This is a genomic window from Cupriavidus sp. UGS-1, assembly GCF_021213615.1.
Taxonomy (GTDB): Bacteria; Pseudomonadota; Gammaproteobacteria; order Burkholderiales; family Burkholderiaceae; genus Cupriavidus.
The window spans coordinates 124287-143441 of record NZ_JAJQJF010000014.1 but is presented as its reverse complement, the minus strand read 5'-3'; the positions used below and the strand labels follow the sequence as shown (position 1 = coordinate 143441).

Sequence of the window (19155 nt, the reverse complement as noted above, 5' to 3'; positions counted from 1 at the left end):
CGCGCCGGCACCGCGCCAATGAGCCCGCGCCGTAGCCGTACCGAGGACGCTGCATGAACCCGTCACGCCTATTCATCGAGCGGCCGGTCGCCACCGCGCTGCTGATGCTCGCGATCCTGCTGTCCGGGCTGGTCGCCTACCGGATGCTGCCGCTGTCGGCGCTGCCCGAGGTCGACTACCCGACCATCCAGGTCACCACGCTGTATCCCGGGGCCAGCCCCGACGTGATGACCTCGGCGGTGACCGCGCCGCTGGAGCGCCAGTTCGGCCAGATGCCCGGGCTCAAGCAGATGTCGTCGTCCTCGTCGGGCGGCGCGTCGGTGATCACGCTGCAGTTCGACCTGACGCTGCCGCTCGACGTCGCCGAGCAGGAGGTGCAGGCCGCCATCAATGCCGGCAGCAACCTGCTGCCGGGCGACCTGCCGATGCCGCCGGTCTACAGCAAGGTCAATCCCGCCGACGCGCCGATCCTGACGCTGGCGATGACCTCGGACACGCTGCCGCTGCCCAAGCTGCAGGACCTGGTCGATACGCGCGTGGCGCAGAAGATCTCGCAGATCCAGGGCGTGGGTCTGGTCACCATCAGCGGCGGCCAGCGCCCGGCCGTGCGCATCCAGGCCAATCCGACCGCGCTGGCCGCGCTCGGCATGTCGATCGACGACCTGCGCACCGCGATCGGCGCGGCCAACGTCAATGGCGCCAAGGGCAGCTTCGACGGCCCGGCGCGTGCCTCGACGATCGACGCCAACGCCCAGCTGCGCTCGGCCGACGAATATCGCCAGATCATCATCGGCTACCAGAACGGCGCGCCAATCCGCATCACCGACGTGGCCACCATCGTCGACGGCCCGGAGAACTCGCGCCTGGCCGCGTGGGCCAACGGCAAGCCGGCCATCGTCGTCAATATCCAGCGCCAGCCCGGGGCCAACGTGATCGCGGTGGTCGACCGCATCAAGACGATGCTGCCGCAGCTGCAGGCCTCGCTGCCGGCCTCGGTCAAGGCCGAGGTGCTGACCGACCGCACCACCACGATCCGCGCGTCGGTGCACGACGTCGAAATCGAACTGCTGCTGGCGATCGCGCTGGTGGTGATGGTGATCTTCCTGTTCCTGCGCAACGTGCCGGCGACGGTGATTCCGGGCGTGGCGGTGCCGCTGTCGCTGGTCGGCACGTTCGGCGTGATGTACCTCGCGGGCTTCTCGATCAACAACCTGACGCTGATGGCGCTGACCATCGCGACCGGCTTCGTCGTCGACGACGCCATCGTGATGATCGAAAACATCATGCGCTACATCGAGAAGGGCGAATCGCCGATGGCGGCGGCGCTCAAGGGCTCGAAGCAGATCGGCTTCACCATCATCTCGCTGACCTTCTCGCTGGTGGCGGTGCTGATCCCGCTGCTGTTCATGGGCGATGTGGTCGGCCGGCTGTTCCGCGAGTTCGCGGTCACGCTGGCGGTGTCGATCCTGATCTCGGCGGTGGTCTCGCTGACGCTGACGCCGATGATGTGCGCACGGATGCTGCGCCACGTGCCCGAGGACCAGCTGCCGCGCTTTCACCGCGCCACCGGCGCCTTCTTCGACCGCGTGATCGAGCGCTACGGCCGCGCGCTGAACTGGGTGCTGGGCCGGCAGCGCGCCACGCTGCTGGTCGCGATCGGCACGCTGGCGCTGACCGTGGTGCTGTACCTGGCGATTCCGAAGGGCTTCTTCCCGGTGCAGGACACCGGCGTGATCCAGGGCGTCACCGAGGCCTCGCAGAGCATCTCGTTCCAGGCGATGTCGCAGAAGCAGCGCGCGGTGTCGGAAGTCGTGCTGAAGGATCCGGCGGTGCAGAGCGTGTCCGCCTTCATCGGCGTCGACGGCACCAACACCACGATGAACGCCGGCCGCATGCTGATCAACCTGAAGCCCAAGGGCGAGCGCGACGACATCGCGACGGTCACCGAGCGGCTGCAGGCCGCGGTCGAGGAGATGGGCGGCGTCTCGCTGTACATGCAGCCGGTGCAGGACCTGACGATCGAAGACCGGGTCTCGCGCACGCAGTACCAGTTCACGGTCGAAGACCCCGATCCGCAGACGCTGGCGACCTGGGTGCCGAAGCTGGTCGAGCGGCTGAAGGAGGAACCCGAATTCCGCGACGTCGCCACCGACCAGCAGAACAACGGCCTGCGCGTCTACGTCGACATCGACCGTGACGCGGCCGCGCGCTTCGGCATCACCACCGCGGTGATCGACAGCGCGCTGTACAGCGCCTACGGCCAGCGGCTGGTGTCGACGATCTTCACGCAGTCGAGCCAGTACCGCGTGGTGCTGGAGGCGATGCCGGAATTCCGCGACAACCCGCAGGCGGTGGCCGAGCTGCGGCTGCCCTCGTCGTCCGGCGGCCAGGTGCCGCTGGGCGCGTTCGCCCGCATCAGCGAGCGCACCGGGCCGCTGGTGATCAACCACCAGGGCCAGTTCCCGGCCGCGACGATCTCGTTCAACCTGGCGCAGGGCGCGTCGCTGGGCCACGCCGTCGACAAGATCAAGCAGGTCGAGCAGGAGATCGGCCTGCCGATCTCGATGCAGACCACCTTCCAGGGCGCGGCGCTGGCATTCAGCGCGTCGCTGTCGAACACGCTGTGGCTGATCCTGGCCGCGGTGGTCACGATGTACATCGTGCTCGGCGTGCTGTACGAGAGCACGATCCATCCGGTGACGATCCTGTCGACGCTGCCGTCGGCCGGCGTCGGCGCGCTGCTGGCGCTGCTCCTGGCCGGCCATGACCTGGGCATCATCGCGATCATCGGCATCATCCTGCTGATCGGCATCGTCAAGAAGAACGCGATCATGATGATCGACTTCGCGCTGGAGGCAGAGCGCGAACGCGGCATGGCGCCGCGCGACGCGATCTTCGAGGCCTGCCTGCTGCGCTTCCGCCCGATCCTGATGACGACGATGGCGGCGCTGCTGGCGGCGCTGCCGATGATGCTGGGCACCGGCATCGGCTCGGAACTGCGCCGGCCGCTGGGCATCACGATGGTCGGCGGGCTGCTGGTCAGCCAGGTGCTGACGCTGTTCACCACGCCGGTGATCTACCTGGCGTTCGACCGGGTCGCCGGCCGGCTCAAGGGCTGGCGCCGGCGCCGCTTCGGCGATCCGGACGCCGATCGGGATGCGGACTTCGGCCCGGGCGGCACGCCGGGTACCGAACCGCCGAGGGCGCCATGAACCTGTCGGCCATCTTCATCCACCGGCCGGTCGCGACCGCGCTGCTGACGCTGGGCATCCTGCTGGCCGGACTGGCCGCGCTGCGGATGCTGCCGGTGTCGCCGCTGCCGCAGGTCGACTACCCGACCATCTCGGTGTCGGCCTCGCTGCCGGGCGCAAGCCCCGAAACGATGGCCGCCACCGTGGCGACGCCGCTGGAGCGCGCGCTCGGCTCGATCGCCGGCGTCAACGAGATCACCTCGAGCAGCTCGCTCGGCTCGACGCGGATCGTGCTGCAGTTCGACCTGTCGCGCGACATCGACGGCGCCGCCCGCGACGTGCAGGCGGCGATCAACGCCTCGCGCGCGACGCTGCCGAGCAGCCTGCCGGGCAACCCGACCTATCGCAAGGTCAACCCGTCGGACGCGCCGATCATGATCATCGCGCTGACCTCGCCGACGATGACGCGCGGCCAGCTGTACGACGCCGCCTCCACCATCCTCGCGCAGAAGCTGTCGCAGATCGAGGGCGTCGGCCAGGTGACGATCGGCGGCGCTTCGCTGCCGGCGGTGCGGGTCTCGCTCAATCCGACCGCGCTGAACAAGTACGGCATCGCGCTGTCCGACGTGCGCAACGCGATCAGCGCGACCAATGCCAACCGGCCGCTCGGCGTGGTCGAGAACGACAGCAAGGCATGGCAGATCTATGCCAACGACCAGGCGATGAAGGCGGAAGACTACATGCCGCTGATCATCCGCTATGCGACGCCGGGCAGCTATTCGACCACCACCGCCGGCGCGCTGATCGCCAGCACGTCGAGCGCGACCTCGGGCGGTACGGTGCGCACCACCACCGTCAACGGCGTGACCACGACCACGGTGACCGCGGGCGGCACGACCACCACCACGGTCAACAATGCCGCCGGCAGCAATGCGGCGACCAGCGGCCCCAATTCCTTCGCGGTGCCGGTGCGGCTATCCGACGTCGCCACCGTGACCGACTCGGTGCAGGACGTGCGCAACGCCGGCTCGGCCAATGGCGAGCCGTCGGTGCTGCTGGTGCTGAACCGCTCGCCCGGCGCCAACATCATCGAGACGGTCGACCGCGTCAACGAGATGCTGCCGACGCTGCGCCAGATGATCCCGGCCGCGATCTCGATGGACGTGATGATGGACCGCACGCCGACCATCCGCGCGTCGCTGCGCGAGGTCGAGCACACGCTGATCATCTCGGTCGCGCTGGTGATCATGGTGGTGTTCCTGTTCCTGCGCAACGTGCGCGCCACGCTGATTCCCAGCGTCGCGGTGCCGGTGTCGCTGATCGGCACCTTCACCGTGATGTACCTGGCCGGCTTCTCGCTGAACAACCTGTCGCTGATGGCGCTGACGATCGCCACCGGCTTCGTCGTCGACGATGCGATCGTGGTGCTGGAGAACATCTCGCGCCATCTGGAGGCCGGCATGCGGCCGGTGCAGGCGGCGCTGCGCGGCGCGCGCGAGGTGGGCTTTACGGTGATCTCGATGAGCCTGTCGCTGATCGCGGTGTTCATCCCGCTGCTGCTGATGGGCGGCATCATCGGCCGGCTGTTCCAGGAGTTCGCGATCACGCTGTCGGTGGCGATCCTGGTGTCGCTGGTGGTCTCGCTGACGACCACGCCGATGATGTGCGCGCGGCTGCTGCGCGAGCCGCGGCACCAGCGCCCGCCCGGCCGCTGGTATCGCGCCAGCGAGCGCGCGTTCGGCTGGATCAGCGAGCGCTATGCGCGCTCGCTGTCGGTGGCGCTGCGGCACAGCCGCCTGGTCTGGCTGATCCTGCTGGTGACGATCGGCCTGAACGTCTGGCTCTATGTGATCGTGCCGAAGGGCTTTTTCCCGCAGCAGGACACCGGCCGGCTGATCGGCTTCATCCGCGCGGACCAGGCCACCTCGTTCCAGGCGATGCGCCAGAAGCTCGACAGCTTCATCCGCATCGTGCAGTCCGACCCCGCGGTGGTCAACGTGACCGGCTTTACCGGCGGTTCGCAGCGCAATACCGGGCAGATGTTCGTCACGCTCAAGCCGCTGACCGAGCGCACCGAGACGGCCAACGAGGTGATCGCGCGGCTGCGCGGCAAGCTGGCGAAGGAACCCGGCGCGAGCCTGTTCCTGGTGCCGGTGCAGGACATCCGCATCGGCGGCCGGCAGAGCAGCTCGCAGTATCAGTTCACGCTGCGCTCGGACGACCTCGAGGTGCTGCGCGCGTGGGAGCCCAAGGTCCGCAATGCGCTGTCGAACCTGAAGGAGCTGGAGGACATCGACACCGACACCAACGACAAGGGCCTGCAGACTTCGGTGATCGTCGATCGCGACACCGCGTCACGGCTCGGCGTCACGATGCAGCAGGTCGATTCGCTGCTGAACGACGCGTTCGGCCAGCGGCTGGTGTCGACGATCTACCATCCGCTGAACCAGTATCGCGTGGTGATGGAGCTGAGCCAGGAATACCTGCAGGGGCCGAACGCGCTGAAGGACATCTATGTGGTGACCGGTGCCGGCAATCGCGTGCCGCTGTCCGCGTTCGCGCGCGTGGTGCCGACCAGCACGCCGCTCGGCGTCAACCACCAGGGCCAGTTCGCCGCGTCGACGATCTCGTTCAACCTCGCCGAGGGCGTGTCGCTGTCGCAGGCCACCGAGCGGATCCAGCATGAAATGGCGCGGATCGGCGCGCCCGAATCGCTGCAGGCCAATTTCGCCGGCACCGCCAGCGCCTTCCAGGAGTCGCTGCGCAGCCAGCCGATCCTGATCCTGGCCGCGCTGATCACGATCTACATCGTGCTGGGCATCCTGTACGAAAGCTATGTGCACCCGCTGACGATCCTGTCGACGCTGCCGTCCGCGGGCGTCGGCGCGTTGCTGGCGCTGCTGGCCTCGGGCACCGAGTTCAGCGTGATCGCGCTGATCGGCGTGATCCTGCTGATCGGCATCGTCAAGAAGAACGCGATCATGATGATCGACTTCGCGATCGATGCCGAACGGCGCGAAGGGCTGACGCCGCGCGAGGCGATCTATCAGGCCTGCCTGCTGCGCTTCCGGCCGATCATGATGACGACGATGGCGGCGCTGCTCGGCGCGGTGCCGCTGGCGCTCGGCCGTGGCGACGGCGCCGAGCTGCGCGCGCCGCTCGGCATCTCGATCGTCGGCGGCCTGCTGGTCAGCCAGCTGCTGACGCTCTACACCACCCCGGTGGTCTATCTGACGCTGGACCGCTGGCGCCTGAAGTGGCAGGCCTGGCGCAACCGCCGCCATGCACGTCGCGACAGCGGCCGCGGCACGCCGTCCGCGCCCACGCCTGCCGGATTCGATTCGTGACGATGAACCAGAAAGCGATGACCCGCCCCTCCTCCCTGCCCGGCTGCGTCGTGATGGCCTGCGCGCTGCTGCTCGGCGCCTGCGCGGTCGGGCCCGACTACCAGCGGCCCGATGCGCCGTTGACACCCACCTTCAAGGAGGCGCCGGCCGAATGGGGCCACTGGAAGCCCGCCGAGCCCGGCGACGCCAGAGAGCGCGGCGACTGGTGGACCGTGTTCGGCGATCCGCAGCTCGACGCGCTGATGGCGCGCGTGAAGGTCTCCAACCAGACCATCGCCGCCGCCGAGGCCCAGTACCGGCAGGCCACCGCGATCCTGCGCGCGGCACGCTCCGGCTACTTCCCGGTGGTCGGCGCGCAGGCCAGCGTGGACCGCTCGCGCAGCGGCAACGGCAATATCACCAGCGGACAGACGGCAACGCTGTCTGCCAGCTGGGAGGTCGATCTGTGGGGCCGCGTGCGGCGCCAGGTCGAGAGCAGCGAAGCGAGCGCGCAGGCCAGCGAGGCCGACCTGGCCTCGACGCTGCTGTCGACGCAGGCCACGCTGGCGCAGACCTATTTCCTGCTGCGCGTCGCCGATGCGCAGCAGGCGCTGCTGCAGCGGACCGTCGCCGATTACGAAAAATCGCTGCAGCTGGTGCGCAACCAGTACCAGGCCGGCATCGCGCAGCGCTCCGACGTGCTGCAGTCCGAGACGCAATTGAAAAGCGCGCAGGCACAGCTGATCGACATCCAGATCGAGCGCGCGCAATACGAGCATGCGATCGCGGTGCTGACCGGCCAACCGCCGGCGGCATTCTCGCTGGCGCCGATCGACTTCACCGAGACGGTGCCGCGCGTGCCGGTGGCCGTGCCGTCGCAGCTGCTGGAGCGCCGCCCCGACATCAGCGCGGCCGAGCGCCGGGTCGCCGCTGCCAACGCGCAGATCGGCGTGGCGCAGGCCGCGTATTACCCGACGCTGAGCCTGTCGGCCGCGGGCGGCTTCACCTCGAGCTCGCTCGAGCGCTGGCTGTCGCTGCCGAACCGGATCTGGTCGTTCGGCCCCGAACTGGCCATGACGCTGCTCGACTTCGGCGCGCGCAGCGCGGCCAAGGAACAGGCGATCGCGGTCTACGACCAGACCGTGGCGAACTATCGGCAGACGGTGCTGACGGCGTTCCAGGAGGTCGAGGACAACCTGGCCGCGGCGCGCCTGCTCGAGCAGGAAGCGGTGGTACAGAACGAGGCGCTGCGCTCGGCGCGCGAGGCGCTGTCGCTGGTCAACAACCGCTATCGCGCTGGTACCGCGGGCCTGCTCGACGTGCTGACGGCGCAGACCGCGGCCTATACGGCCGAGCGCACCGCGCTGTCGATCGCGGGCCGGCAGCTGAGCGCGAGCGTGGTGTTGATCAAGGCGCTGGGCGGGGGATGGCAAGGCCCCGGGACGGCGGTGGCGACGGGATCCGAGGCAGGAGCTGCGGTGTCGCGCTAGGCGCCGCGGCGGTGGTCTGCCGCAGCCCTCGCCGAATCAACCGCTGCTGCGCCGCCGCAGCGACGGCTGCGGCAGCGGCTGGTGGCTGACCCGCTCCTGCAGCCAGGCGCCCGCCTTGCCGAGCGGGCGCTGCTTGTGCCAGACCAGCTCCATCGCCACCGGCCAGTCCTGGTCGTCGAAGTCCAGCTCCGGTGAAACCAGCTGCGCGGCGGCCGGCGAGTTGGCGGCGACGTGCCACGGCACGAAGGCCCAGCCCAGTTCGCGCTTGACCAGCTCGACGATGACCCAGTGGCTCTCGACCCACCAGACCTCGGCTGCCACGCGCAGGCGCATCTTCTCCTCGCTGTCGCTGCGCACCGCCACCATCAGCTGCCGATGGCGCTTGAGCTCTTCCCAGCCGACGCGCTGCTGCGCCGCCAGCGGATGGTCGGGCGCACAGATGATCTGCATCGGCACCCAGCCCAGCCCGCGGAAGGCCAGCGCGGGCGGCAGCACCTCCTGCCGCCACATCAGGCCGAGGTCAGCGCCGCCCTCGAGCACCAGCCGGCTGACGTCCTCCATCACCGGGAACAGCAACTCCAGCTCGACCGCAGGAAACCGGTGCGAGAACTCCTCGAGCAGCACGCCCAGCGTCTCCTCGGGATAGAGCTCGTCGACCGCCAGCACCAGCCGGCTTTCGACGCCCTCGCCCAGGCTCTTGGCGACGCCGCGGAAATGCTCGCAGCGCTCCAGGATCACGCGGGCCTCGACCAGCAGGCGCTCGCCCGCCGGCGTCAGCGCGGGATAGCGTCCGCTGCGGTCGAACAGCGCATTGTCGAGATCGATTTCGAGATTGGAGACGGCGGTGCTGACCACCGACTGGGCCTTGCCGAGGCGGCGCGCCGCGGCCGAGAACGAGCCGGTCTCGGCCGCGGCGACGAAGGCTTGCAGTTGTTCGAGGGACAGGCTCATGGCGCGGGTCGGCCGTCGGATGAACGGCGGTAGCGGAACGGAATCCCCATGGTGCCACATCTCCGCCACATCCATCTGGATAACAGATACTTCCCAACTTGTATCTGCTGCCCTACCCGATAGACTGGCGCCATTGTCTTCGATGGAGCGACACAATGCGCGGTACGCTGGACAGAATCCGTCACACGGTGGGCTTCGAACTGATCGGCCTGCTGATCTTCGCGCCACTGGGCAGCTGGGTATTCGGCTACGCCCTGCACCAGATGGGCGTGATCGCCGCGGTGGCCTCGCTGATCGCCGCGGTCTGGAACTACGTCTACAACCTGATGTTCGACAAGGCCATGGTCCGGCTGACCGGGTCGGTGCGCAAGTCGCCGGCGGTACGCGTCTGCCACGCGCTGCTGTTCGAGCTGGGCCTGCTGATCGTGTTCCTGCCTTCGGTGGCGTGGTACCTGAAGATCAGCCTGCTCGATGCGCTGCTGATGGACCTGGCGGTGGCCGGCTTCTACGTGGTCTACGCCTTCGTCTACAACTGGGCCTACGACATCGTGTTCCCGGTGCCGGGCCGCACGGTCGCCGCCGAGGCGTCCGGCAGCGAGCCGGCCTGACCGGCGCCGCGCCAGAGCAGCGGCAACACCGACGCAACCCAGACGCATCAAACGACGACGCCCCGGCCATTGGCCGGGGCGTCCTGTCTTGGTGCCGCCTGACTGCTGCGACGCTGACTGCTGCGGCCCTGACCGCTGCGGCCCTGACTTCTGCGACCCTTACTTCTTCTTGTCGTCGGTCAGCACATTGCCGACCACACCGCCCAGCGCGGCGCCGCCCAGCGTGGCGCCCGGTCCGCCGATCAGGGTCGCGCCGGCGACCCCGCCCACACCGGCACCGATGGCGGTGTTGCGCTGCTTGGCGGTCATGTCGGCGCAGCCCGCGGTGGCGAGCAGCGTGGCCAGCGCGAACGACAGGGTAAGGGTACGCATCGAAAGCTCCTTGTACGGGCGAGAGACAGCTCGATTGTGCGGCCCCATCGCACCGGGCGGGCAGACCACCGCCACCTATACCGCTGTCAGATAAATCCCACATCGGCCGCGCGTCCTCACGTCGTGACGGCGTCGTGCGACACCATGTCATCGGTGCGCGTTAGACTTCGGGCGCCATTGCGAGCCAACACATGCTGCCGATTTCCGCCCGCCTCTCCCCTCTGTACCGCGTCTTCGCGGCAATGCTGCTGCTCTGCCTGACCCCGCTGGCATGGGCGGCGCGGCCGCTCGTCACCGACGACGCGCGCATCGTCGATCCGCAATCGTGCCAGCTCGAATCGTGGCTGCGCTTCAATCGCGACGGCACCGAACGCTGGGCGCTGCCGGGCTGCAACTTCACCGGCAACTTCGAATGGACGTTCGGCGGTTCGGTGCAGCGATATGGCGACGGACCGGGCAACGCGATCACCGATCTGCAGTTGCAGGGCAAGACGGTGCTCAAGCCCGTCGAGACCAACGGCTACGGCGTCGCGCTGACGGTCGGCATGACCGAATACCCGAAGGCCTCGCCGCGCAGGACGCCGGGCGGACTCTACCTGAACCTGCCGTTGACGGTGTCGATGCGCGACGACCGTCTGCTGCTGCATGCGAACGTCGGCGCCACGCACGATCGCGCCGAGCGGCAGACCCGCATGACCTGGGGCGTGGCCGGCGAGGCGACGATCAGCGAGCGCTGGGCCATGATCGCCGAGACCTTCGGCGAGAGCGGCGACCGCCCGTGGATCCAGCTCGGCGCGCGCGTGTGGATCGTGCCGCAGCGCGTCCAGGTCGACATGACCTGGGGCACGCAGCTGAACCAGCCGCGCGAGACGCGCTTCGTGTCGGTCGGCCTGCGGCTGCTGTCTCCAAGCTGGGGAAAATAAGCCAGAACGCAGCCGTGTCGACCCGCCCTTGCGCGGTTCGGCGATTTAGTTATACTCCATAACAATTCGTCGAACGGACGTCGAACAGACGCCAAGCAGACATCCAACACAGAGCGGACCGCCCGTCGCGCGCAGGTCCGCCGCAGGAGACACCATGCGCATCGCCATCGCAGGCGGCGGCATCGGCGGGCTGACGCTCGCGCTGCTGTGCCATCGCCACGGCATCGACGCCGAAGTCTGGGAAGCCAGCGAATCGCTGAAGCCGCTGGGCGTCGGCATCAACCTGCTGCCCCATGCGGTCCGCGAACTCGCCGAACTCGGCCTGCAGCCGGCGCTCGCGCAGATCGCGATCGAAACGAGTTCGCTGTCCTACTACAACAAGTTCGGCCAACGGATCTGGCATGAGCCGCGCGGGCTTGCCGCCGGCTATCCGTATCCGCAGTTCTCGGTCCATCGCGGCGAGCTGCAGATGCTGCTGTATCGGACCGCGGTCGAGCGGCTGGGCGCCGATCGCGTCCATACCGGCCACGCCTTCGAGGCGGTGCACGACACCGGCGCGCGGCCCGGGTCGCCGGTGCAATTCACGCTGCGGCGGCGCGCGGACGGCGCGCAGGTGCCGGCCAGCGCCGATGTGCTGGTCGGCGCCGACGGCATCCATTCGGCGGTCCGGCGGCAGTTCTATCCGAGCGGCGACGACCCGCGTTTTTCGCGGCGGATGCTGTGGCGCGCGGTCACCGAGGCGTCGCCCTATCTGGACGGCCGCTCGATGTTCATGGCCGGCCATCAGGACCAGAAGTTCGTCGCCTATCCGATCTCCGAGCCGCTGCGCCGGCAGGGCCGCTCGCTGATCAACTGGATTGCCGAGCTGCGCGTGCCGGACGACGCGTCGGACACGCCGCCGCGCAGCGACTGGAACCGGCAGGTCGACAAGTCGGTGTTCCGCGAGGCCTTCGCCGGCTGGCGCTGGGACTGGATCGACATTCCGGCGCTGATCGACGGCGCCGCGGCGATCTACGAATTCCCGATGGTCGACAAGGATCCGCTGCCGCGCTGGACCTTCGATCGCGTCACGCTGCTCGGCGACGCCGCGCACCCGATGTACCCGATCGGCTCGAACGGCAGCGCGCAGGCGATCGTCGATGCCCGCCATCTGGTCGACTGCCTGCTCGGCACGCCCGATACCGGCTACGCGCTGCGCGAATACGAGGCAGAACGGCTGCCGCGCACCGCCGGGATCGTGCTGCGCAACCGGCTCAACGGCCCCGAGCAGGTCATGCAGCTGGCCGAGTTGCGCGCGCCGCAGGGCTTCACCGATATCGAGCAGGTGATTCCACACGCCGAGCTGGAGGCGATCGCATTGCGCTACAAGCAGCTGGCCGGATTCGACCGGCAGTCCGTGCAGGGCGGCACACGTTGACCGGCCGCACCATCATAAGAAAGGGAGACAAGCCATGACACTTCGCCGCACCGCGCTCGCGCGCCTGGCCCCGGCACTGGCACTGACGCTGGCCGCCGCCTCGATGTCCGGCGCCGCGCTGGCCGACGTCACCGTCGGCGTCAGCATCTCGTCGACCGGGCCCTCGGCCTCGCTCGGCATTCCGCAGAAGCAGTCGCTGGGGCTGATGCCGCAGCAGATCGCCGGCGAAACGATCCGATATGTCGTGCTCGACGACGGCTCCGATCCGACCCAGGCCACCAAGGTCGCGCGCCGCTTCGTCAGCGAGGACAAGGTCGATATCATCCTCGGCTCGTCGGCGGTGGCACCGTCGATTGCCATCGCCGAAGTCGCCGACGAGAGCAAGACCGTGCAGCTGGCGTTCTCGCCGATCGAGCTCAAGCCCGGCCGCGGCGAATGGACCTACCGGCTGGCCCAGCCGATCAAGCTGATGGCCGAAGCCGTCGCGGCAACCGCCAAGGCCAACGGCGTCAAGACCATCGGCTTCATCGGCTTTGCCGACGCCTATGGCGAGACCTGGCTGAAGGAGTTCACCACGGCCGCGGCCGCCAACGGCATCCGCATCGTCGCCACCGAACGCTACGCGCGCTCGGACACCGCGGTCACCGCGCAAACGCTGAAGCTGATCTCGGCGCGCCCGGATGCGATGTTGATCGCCGGCGCCGGCACCGGTGCCGCGCTGCCCCACACGACGCTGCGCGAGCGCGGCTATCGCGGGCCGATTTACCACACGCACGGGGCCGCCACCAAGGACCTGATCCGCATCGGCGGCAAGGCGGTCGACGGCGCCATCCTGCCGGCCGGTCCGGTGATCGTGCCCGAACAACTGGCCGCCGACAGCGCGCCGAAGAAGCCGGGCCTCGACTATGTCGGCCGCTACGAGAAGCAGTACGGCGCGGAAAGCCGCACGCAGTTCGGCGCGCATCCGTACGATGCGGGGCTGGTGCTGCAACGGATCGTGCCGGTCGCGCTCAAGCGCGCCAGGCCGGGCACGCCGGAATTCCGCGCGGCGCTGAAGGCGGCGCTCGAGAGCGAGCGCGAGATCGTGGTCTCGCATGGCGTGCTCAACTACACCAGCCAGGACCACTTCGGTTTCGACCAGCGCGGCCGCGTGATGCTGACCATCGACAACGGCAACTGGAAGCTGCTGAAATGACGGCCGAATCGACGTTGCCTGGCCTGCCCGGCTTGCCGACGCCGAAGCTCGAGCACGTCGCCGACTTCAGCTTCCGGCTCGATCCGGCGATCGAAGTCGGCGCCAGCGCGGTCGGGCAGCGGCGCGTGATTCCGATTCTGGATGGCATCGTCGACGGCCCGCTGCTGCGCGGCCGCGTGCTGCCCGGCGGCGCCGACTTCCAGCTGGTGCGTCCGGACCTGGGCGACGGCGTCACGGTCGCGGAGATCGAGGCGCGCTACGTCCTGCAGACCGACGACGGCGCCCGGATCTACATCGTGAACGCGGGTCTGCGCAGCGGTCCCGCCGATGTGCTGGCGCGCCTGTCCGCCGGCGAGACGGTCGATCCGTCGCTGGTCTACTTCCGCACCGCGCCCCGCTTCGAGACGCAGGCACCGGCCTACCGCTGGCTGATGCAACACACGTTTGTCGCGACCGGCGCGCGTTTCCCGGACCGCGTGCAGATGCGATACTTCCGCGTCGCCTGAACGGATGGCGGGCTTCGGCGCCGCCATTCCCTTTTCCATGTCCGCTTCGTCACGCTCCTCACGCTCGTCCCCATCTTCCCGCTCTCCGCGCAAGACCCGCGATACGCTCGCGCCAGACCCCGCCACCGAAGCCGGCGGCTTCGACCCGCATCTGCCGGACGTCGACTATGGGGTGCTGGACAACCTGATCGGCTACGCGATCCGCCGCGCGCAGATCCGGCTCTACGAGGACTTCGTGCGATCGCTGGCGCCGTGGAATATCACGCCGCCACGCTTTTCGGCGCTGGTGCTGATCTCGCGCAACCCGGACCTGAAGCTGACCGACCTGGCCAGGATCATGGGCATTGCACGTTCGGGGGCCGTGCTGCTGGTCGATGCGCTGGAAGAGATGAAGCTGGTGGCGCGACGGCCGGCGGAAAACGATCGCCGCGCGTTCAGCCTGGTGTTGACGGCGGCCGGCCGCCGCACGCTGGAGGCGGCGACCGAGGCCGTTTGCGACCATGACGCGAAGATGGCGCGCGCGCTGTCGGCGCAGGAACAGCAGACGTTGAGAGCACTGCTGGCGCGACTCGCCTGAGAGTAACAAATCCTGTAGTGGCCGCCATCATTTGAATAGTGTCGTCGCAGTGCGGTGGGTACGCTTCGCTGTCCTGAAGCTCCAGCCAACGTTGCCGTTCCTCGTTGGCCTTTCTCCACCCACCCACCGCGCCGACATGTTCCGTATCTTTGCCCCGTCTCGCCCTGCCGCACATCTTGCCGCACATCTTGCCGCACATCCTGCCGCAGACCCTGCCGCAGACCCTGCCGCAGACCCTGCCTCAGCCCCTGCCGTACATCCCGCCGCTCCCCTTGCGGCCGATCTCCCGATCCACACCGAAGCCCAATCTCAGCCCCCGCAAGATATCCAGCCCGCCAGCGTTGGTCCAGTAGCCGCCCATCGCGCGGAACCAGCGCCATCCGCCGATGCCGCCCGGAACCAGCCGGCGCCCCGCGTGGTCGATCTGCTCGATTCCGCCTGGCAGAAGCTGACCAGCGCGGTGCATTCGCTGCCGGATACCAGCCGCAAGGACGAGATCCTGAGCACCGCGACGCGATGCGGAAAGAAGATCGCGAAGGCGCAGTCGGCCGCCGCGCGCATCGAAGCCTGGGATCTGCAACAAGGCCACGACGTACGCATCTCCCCTCAGGAGTTGTTGCGGCTGCGTGCCGATATCAAGCAGTGTGCGCAGTCGGTCGGCGAAGCGCTGGCCGATCTCGATCAGTTGGCCACGAGCGTTCGGGATTATCCGGACAACGAAGCCCCGGGCACCAGGGCCATCGTGTTGATCGGGATCGCCGGCATCGTCGGCGCGCTGGCGATGCTGGTCGTCACGGTCGCCTGCCCTCCCCTGGGCCTCGCACTGCTCGGAGCGCTCGCTGCCGGCGGCGCCGCAGGTGGCGGTTATCTGATCCACAAGCTCTGTCAGGCCGCCTCCGCTCACGAGGGCTTCGAACGAGCGAACGGCGACGTGTCCGGCGCCCTCCGGCAATCGCTGGAGCAGGCCAGGGCCCTGGAGGCCCGGTTCAACGACGAATTGGCGCCTGCGTTGATGCGGAATGCGACCCTCCGAACCACGGACGATCTGCAGGAATTTCTCGAGCGGCAGATGTCGCTGAATCGGTTTGCAGGCGACGTCACGCAGCGAAGGGCGGAATGGCAGCGCGATATCACCGCTCAGCTGCACGCCGACCTTCCGCGGGATCAGTCGGAACTGTTGTATCCGTGCGAGATAGCCAACGAGCGCCTGATTCCGCCGGGCTTCCGTGACGGGCTGGCCGCGCTCCCCGCGGAGCAGCAGCAGAGGGAGATCGACAAGCGTCTCCCTGGGGCCATCGACATCGCGATCAACAAGATCCGCGCTGCCGCGGATGGCAACGACGACACGTTCGATGCGCTGCTATATCTGATCACGCAGCGCCCTCGCAATGCGGTGGAGAACGCGGCGATGACTGTGCTGGCCAGGGCCATCGGACTTTCCGAAGCGTTCAGCACTGCCGCGGGGCAAAAGATCAACCTCGTGCAGATTGCATGCGACGAAAGCGGGAGGGCCATAGGCGGCAGGATCACCTACAAGCTGTACCAGCCGGCGCCCGAACTCGGCCTCAACGCCTTGTACATCATGCCGCTGGGGGCCGGCGAAATCATGTTGGCGCCGGAAGACGCCGGTCTTCAGGCCGTCGCGACCTTCGCGTTGGAAGGCCGGAACATCAAGGTCACCTCGCTGACGTTCAACGCAACGCTCTCCATCCTTGCAGCGTGCGCCGAAATGTTCGCGCCCGAAGTCGACCGGTTGGCGCAGTCGGGCAATCCACAGGATTTTGTGTTTGACGAGAAGCCGGCCGGCAGCAACGTTCCGGTACCCGGCGATCCGCCCGCGGGCCGCGGCTGAACAGCGACGAGGGCACCGAACGGCAGCCCGGATCGGCTCGACGGCGATATCGGGGCAATCCTTGATTCCAACCTGGGAGGAACTGCATATGTCATTGGTACCGACGGGATCCACGCACACGGCCATGCCGCCCCCCGGATATCTGGGCGCCCTGCCGACGGAACTGAAGCTCGCGGTCATCGATGCCGATCCGGGCGCCGCGCTTGCGTTGATGGATACCACGCATGAATTCGAGATGCTGGTTTGCGACGGGCCACTGCGCCCGCTCTTCCAGTACTTCGAGCGTTCGCCGGACCGCCTGCGGTCCTTCCTGCAGGCAGGTATCCGCTCGGGAAAGACAGCCGGCCAGTTGGTGGGCCTGGCGAAGGTATTCGACCAGGTGACGAGCGCCCCAATCGAGGGCATCCGTCATGCCGCGCGATATCTGGTGGAGTTGGGAATGGTGACGCCACGGATCTACAACGCCATGTGTCCTTCCTTTGTCCATCTGCTGTGCGAAAAGGACACGCTGACGTTCTCGTTTTCGCGCCGCTTTCCGTTGCTCAGCGAAGGCGAGCTGGCCGAACATCGGAACATGCTGCGGCCGTACGCCGACGAGCACGCGTTCAACCATGTTTCCGAACTCGATATCGTCCTGCTTCGCATCGCGCCCGCGCTCGGTGAACGTGGACTGCTCGGACTGGCTTTTGATCAGTTGTGCGATCGGGACTGCTTCGGCCGCTTTCTGATCCTCGATGGATTCGCCGATCGCGAAGCGGCCTACCATTGCTCAAGAGCCGACTCCGCGGCTCTTGCGCAAATGATGAAGCGGTTCTATGGCGCGATGGACCTGCGAATCATCGATTTCAACCGCAACGCGCGGGATGGCGCCCTCTACCGGACCGCCTTCGGCAGCCCGGGACGTCCTTCCGCCAGCTGTCAGTCAACAGCGTCTGCGTCATCGGCCCGCGTCCGTGTTCGTCCTGCGGCAAAGTGGCGTCACACGCGGGACGACCAGCGAATCTGGCTGTTTCAGCTGTTTCGCCAGCTCTGACGGCCAACGACAGGAAGCCGGGACCTGACAGCGCTTCCTCGCGACGATGAGCAGCCGAAGCTGGCATCGGGTCGCATCGTTGCAGACGACTACGGTACCATGCTGCCCATGCCTGCTCGCCCCCTTCTCGCCCGCAGCATGGTGCCATTGCTGGCGTTTGCGCTGGCATTCGGTCCCGCTGCCAATTCCGAAGCCGCCCCCAAGCGGTCCAAGCCAAAAGCCGCCGCCGCGAAGGCATCGCGGCAATCGCCATCGACAAAGGCAGTGCCCTCCCATGCCCGGCTGCTGTCCCTGTCACAGGATCAAACGGGCCTGCCGGCGTCGGTGCTGCTCGGCTTGCGGCAGGCGGGCGTACCGCTTTCCGCGGCCAGCTTCTACATCGTCCGGCAAGGCGCCCCGGCCGCGACCGTCAGCTGGAACGCCCAGACCCCGATGAACCCGGCTTCGACGATGAAGCTGATCACGACCTTCGCCGGCCTGCAGCTGCTGGGGCCCAGCTATCGCTGGCAGACCTCGCTCTATGCGGACCGCGAGCCGGGGGCCGACGGCGTCGTCGGCAACGTCTATCTGCGCGGCCAGGGCGACCCCAAGCTGGTACCGGAGGAGATGGCCAAGCTGGTGGCCCAGGCGATGCGCGCCGGCGTGACCACCATTGCCGGCGACGTGGTGCTCGACCGCAGCTACTTCGACAATGGGCTGGACAACGGCGGCACCATCGACGGCGAGACCCATCGCGCCTACAACGTGGCACCGGACGCGCTGCTCTATTCGTTCAAGACGCTGTCCTTCACGTTGACCCCGGATGCCGCCACGCAGACGGTCGGCGTGTCGGTCATGCCGCCGCTGGCGCAACTGCGCGTGGACAACCGGCTGGCGCTGACCAACGGCCGCTGCGGCGACTGGCGCGCCGGCGCGACGCCGACGCTGTCCCCGCAGACGGACGGTACCGTGGTGGCGTCGTTCGACGGCAGCTATTCGGCCGATTGCGGCGAGCAGGTACTGAACTTCGCGGCGCTCAGTCACGACGACTTCATCGGCGGCGGCTTTGTCGCGCAATGGCTGGCGGCCGGCGGCACCTTCGCGAAGCCACCGGCGATCCGGCGCGGCAGCGTGCCGCGGCCCGCCTTCCGGCTGACGCGCCACCATGGCCTGCCGCTGGCCGACATCGTCCGCGACATCAACAAGTATTCGAACAACGTGATGGCGCGCCAGCTGTTCCTGACCATCGGCGCGGAGATCGATCGCCGCGGCCCCGCGAACACCAGGCGTTCGGCGGCGGTGATCCGCCGCTGGTTGTCGCATCAGGGGCTGGACATGCCGGGGCTGATGCTGGACAACGGCTCGGGCCTGTCACGCCAGGAGCGCATCAGCGCGTACGACCTCGCGCGGCTGCTGCAACAGGCGCTGGCCAGCGAGGCGGCGCCGATCTTCGTCGACTCGCTGCCGGTCCTTGGCGTCGACGGCACGTTGCGGAACCGGCTGACGCGCAGCAGCGCCGCCGGCCATGGCTATCTGAAGACGGGTACGTTGGCGGATGTGCGCGCCATCGCCGGCTATGTCGATGCAGCCGATGGCAAGCGCTACGTGGTGGTCAGCCTGATCAACCATCCGAACGCCGCGCAGGCGCAGCAGGCGCATGACGCGCTGTTGGAATGGGTCTATCGCGGCGCGCCGGTGTCGGCCGGCGCCGCCGCAGCGGCGGCAGAATAGCGCG

Annotated in this window: 14 protein-coding genes; 12 read left to right on the top strand and 2 right to left on the bottom strand. The window is 68.1% G+C overall.

The genetic code is table 11. The annotated features are described in order from the left end of the window. Positions 1-53 precede the first annotated feature (53 nt). Genes LRR16_RS18125 through LRR16_RS18115 form a run of 3 tightly spaced genes read left to right on the top strand, consistent with a single transcriptional unit; the run spans position 54 to position 8007 of the window. The gene (locus LRR16_RS18125; protein ID WP_232206740.1) at positions 54-3212 is read left to right on the top strand and encodes an MdtB/MuxB family multidrug efflux RND transporter permease subunit; all 3159 of its coding nucleotides are present in this window, start codon (positions 54-56) and stop codon (positions 3210-3212) included. Next, positions 3209-6538, top strand: coding sequence for an efflux RND transporter permease subunit (locus LRR16_RS18120; RefSeq protein WP_006579840.1), 3330 nt, complete (start codon positions 3209-3211; stop codon positions 6536-6538). Before LRR16_RS18125 ends, LRR16_RS18120 begins: the two co-directional genes overlap by 4 nt. 2 nt (positions 6539-6540) lie before the next feature. Then, positions 6541-8007 carry an efflux transporter outer membrane subunit gene (locus tag LRR16_RS18115; RefSeq protein ID WP_370646848.1) on the top strand — a complete coding sequence of 489 codons (1467 nt, stop codon included), beginning with the start codon at positions 6541-6543 and terminating at the stop codon, positions 8005-8007. A 36-nt stretch (positions 8008-8043) separates the two neighbouring features. On the opposite strand, the gene LRR16_RS18110 is transcribed toward LRR16_RS18115, so the two are convergent. Then, positions 8044-8958, bottom strand: a complete 915-nt coding sequence (locus LRR16_RS18110) for a LysR family transcriptional regulator (RefSeq protein WP_232206738.1) — start codon at positions 8956-8958, stop codon at positions 8044-8046. A gap of 155 nt (positions 8959-9113) precedes the next feature. On the opposite strand from LRR16_RS18110, the gene LRR16_RS18105 reads away from it, so the two are divergent. Further along, positions 9114-9566: a PACE efflux transporter gene (locus LRR16_RS18105; RefSeq protein WP_232206737.1), complete on the top strand. Its 453-nt coding sequence runs from the start codon at positions 9114-9116 to the stop codon at positions 9564-9566. 159 nt (positions 9567-9725) lie between these two features. Here LRR16_RS18105 and LRR16_RS18100 read toward each other — a convergent pair whose 3' ends face one another. After that, positions 9726-9938, bottom strand: a complete 213-nt coding sequence (locus LRR16_RS18100) for a glycine zipper 2TM domain-containing protein (protein WP_006579879.1) — start codon at positions 9936-9938, stop codon at positions 9726-9728. Between the two features lie 191 nt (positions 9939-10129). Between LRR16_RS18100 and LRR16_RS18095 the strand changes: the two genes are divergently transcribed. From LRR16_RS18095 to dacB, 8 genes are all read left to right on the top strand, one after another. Then, on the top strand, positions 10130-10861 hold the full coding sequence (locus LRR16_RS18095; RefSeq protein WP_232206736.1) for a hypothetical protein: 732 nt from the start codon (positions 10130-10132) through the stop codon (positions 10859-10861). Between the two features lie 154 nt (positions 10862-11015). After that, positions 11016-12278 carry a flavin-dependent oxidoreductase gene (locus LRR16_RS18090; protein ID WP_232206735.1) on the top strand — a complete coding sequence of 421 codons (1263 nt, stop codon included), beginning with the start codon at positions 11016-11018 and terminating at the stop codon, positions 12276-12278. A gap of 34 nt (positions 12279-12312) precedes the next feature. After that, positions 12313-13473: an ABC transporter substrate-binding protein gene (locus LRR16_RS18085; protein ID WP_232206734.1), complete on the top strand. Its 1161-nt coding sequence runs from the start codon at positions 12313-12315 to the stop codon at positions 13471-13473. Continuing rightward, entirely contained in the window at positions 13470-13979 is a 510-nt protein-coding gene (locus LRR16_RS18080; RefSeq protein ID WP_232206733.1) for a DUF3237 domain-containing protein, read from the top strand. The genes LRR16_RS18085 and LRR16_RS18080 overlap by 4 nt, the downstream gene beginning before the upstream one ends. Positions 13980-14016: 37 nt before the next feature. Continuing rightward, on the top strand, positions 14017-14556 hold the full coding sequence (locus tag LRR16_RS18075) for a MarR family winged helix-turn-helix transcriptional regulator (protein WP_232206732.1): 540 nt from the start codon (positions 14017-14019) through the stop codon (positions 14554-14556). Between the two features lie 415 nt (positions 14557-14971). Then, a complete protein-coding gene (locus tag LRR16_RS18070; protein ID WP_232206731.1) occupies positions 14972-16408 on the top strand; it encodes a hypothetical protein in 1437 nt (478 codons plus the stop codon). A gap of 88 nt (positions 16409-16496) precedes the next feature. Next, positions 16497-17441, top strand: a complete 945-nt coding sequence (locus LRR16_RS18065; RefSeq protein ID WP_157071927.1) for a hypothetical protein — start codon at positions 16497-16499, stop codon at positions 17439-17441. A gap of 99 nt (positions 17442-17540) precedes the next feature. Beyond that, positions 17541-19151, top strand: a complete 1611-nt coding sequence (gene dacB, locus LRR16_RS18060) for a D-alanyl-D-alanine carboxypeptidase/D-alanyl-D-alanine-endopeptidase (protein ID WP_232206730.1) — start codon at positions 17541-17543, stop codon at positions 19149-19151. The last annotated feature ends 4 nt before the right edge of the window (positions 19152-19155 follow it).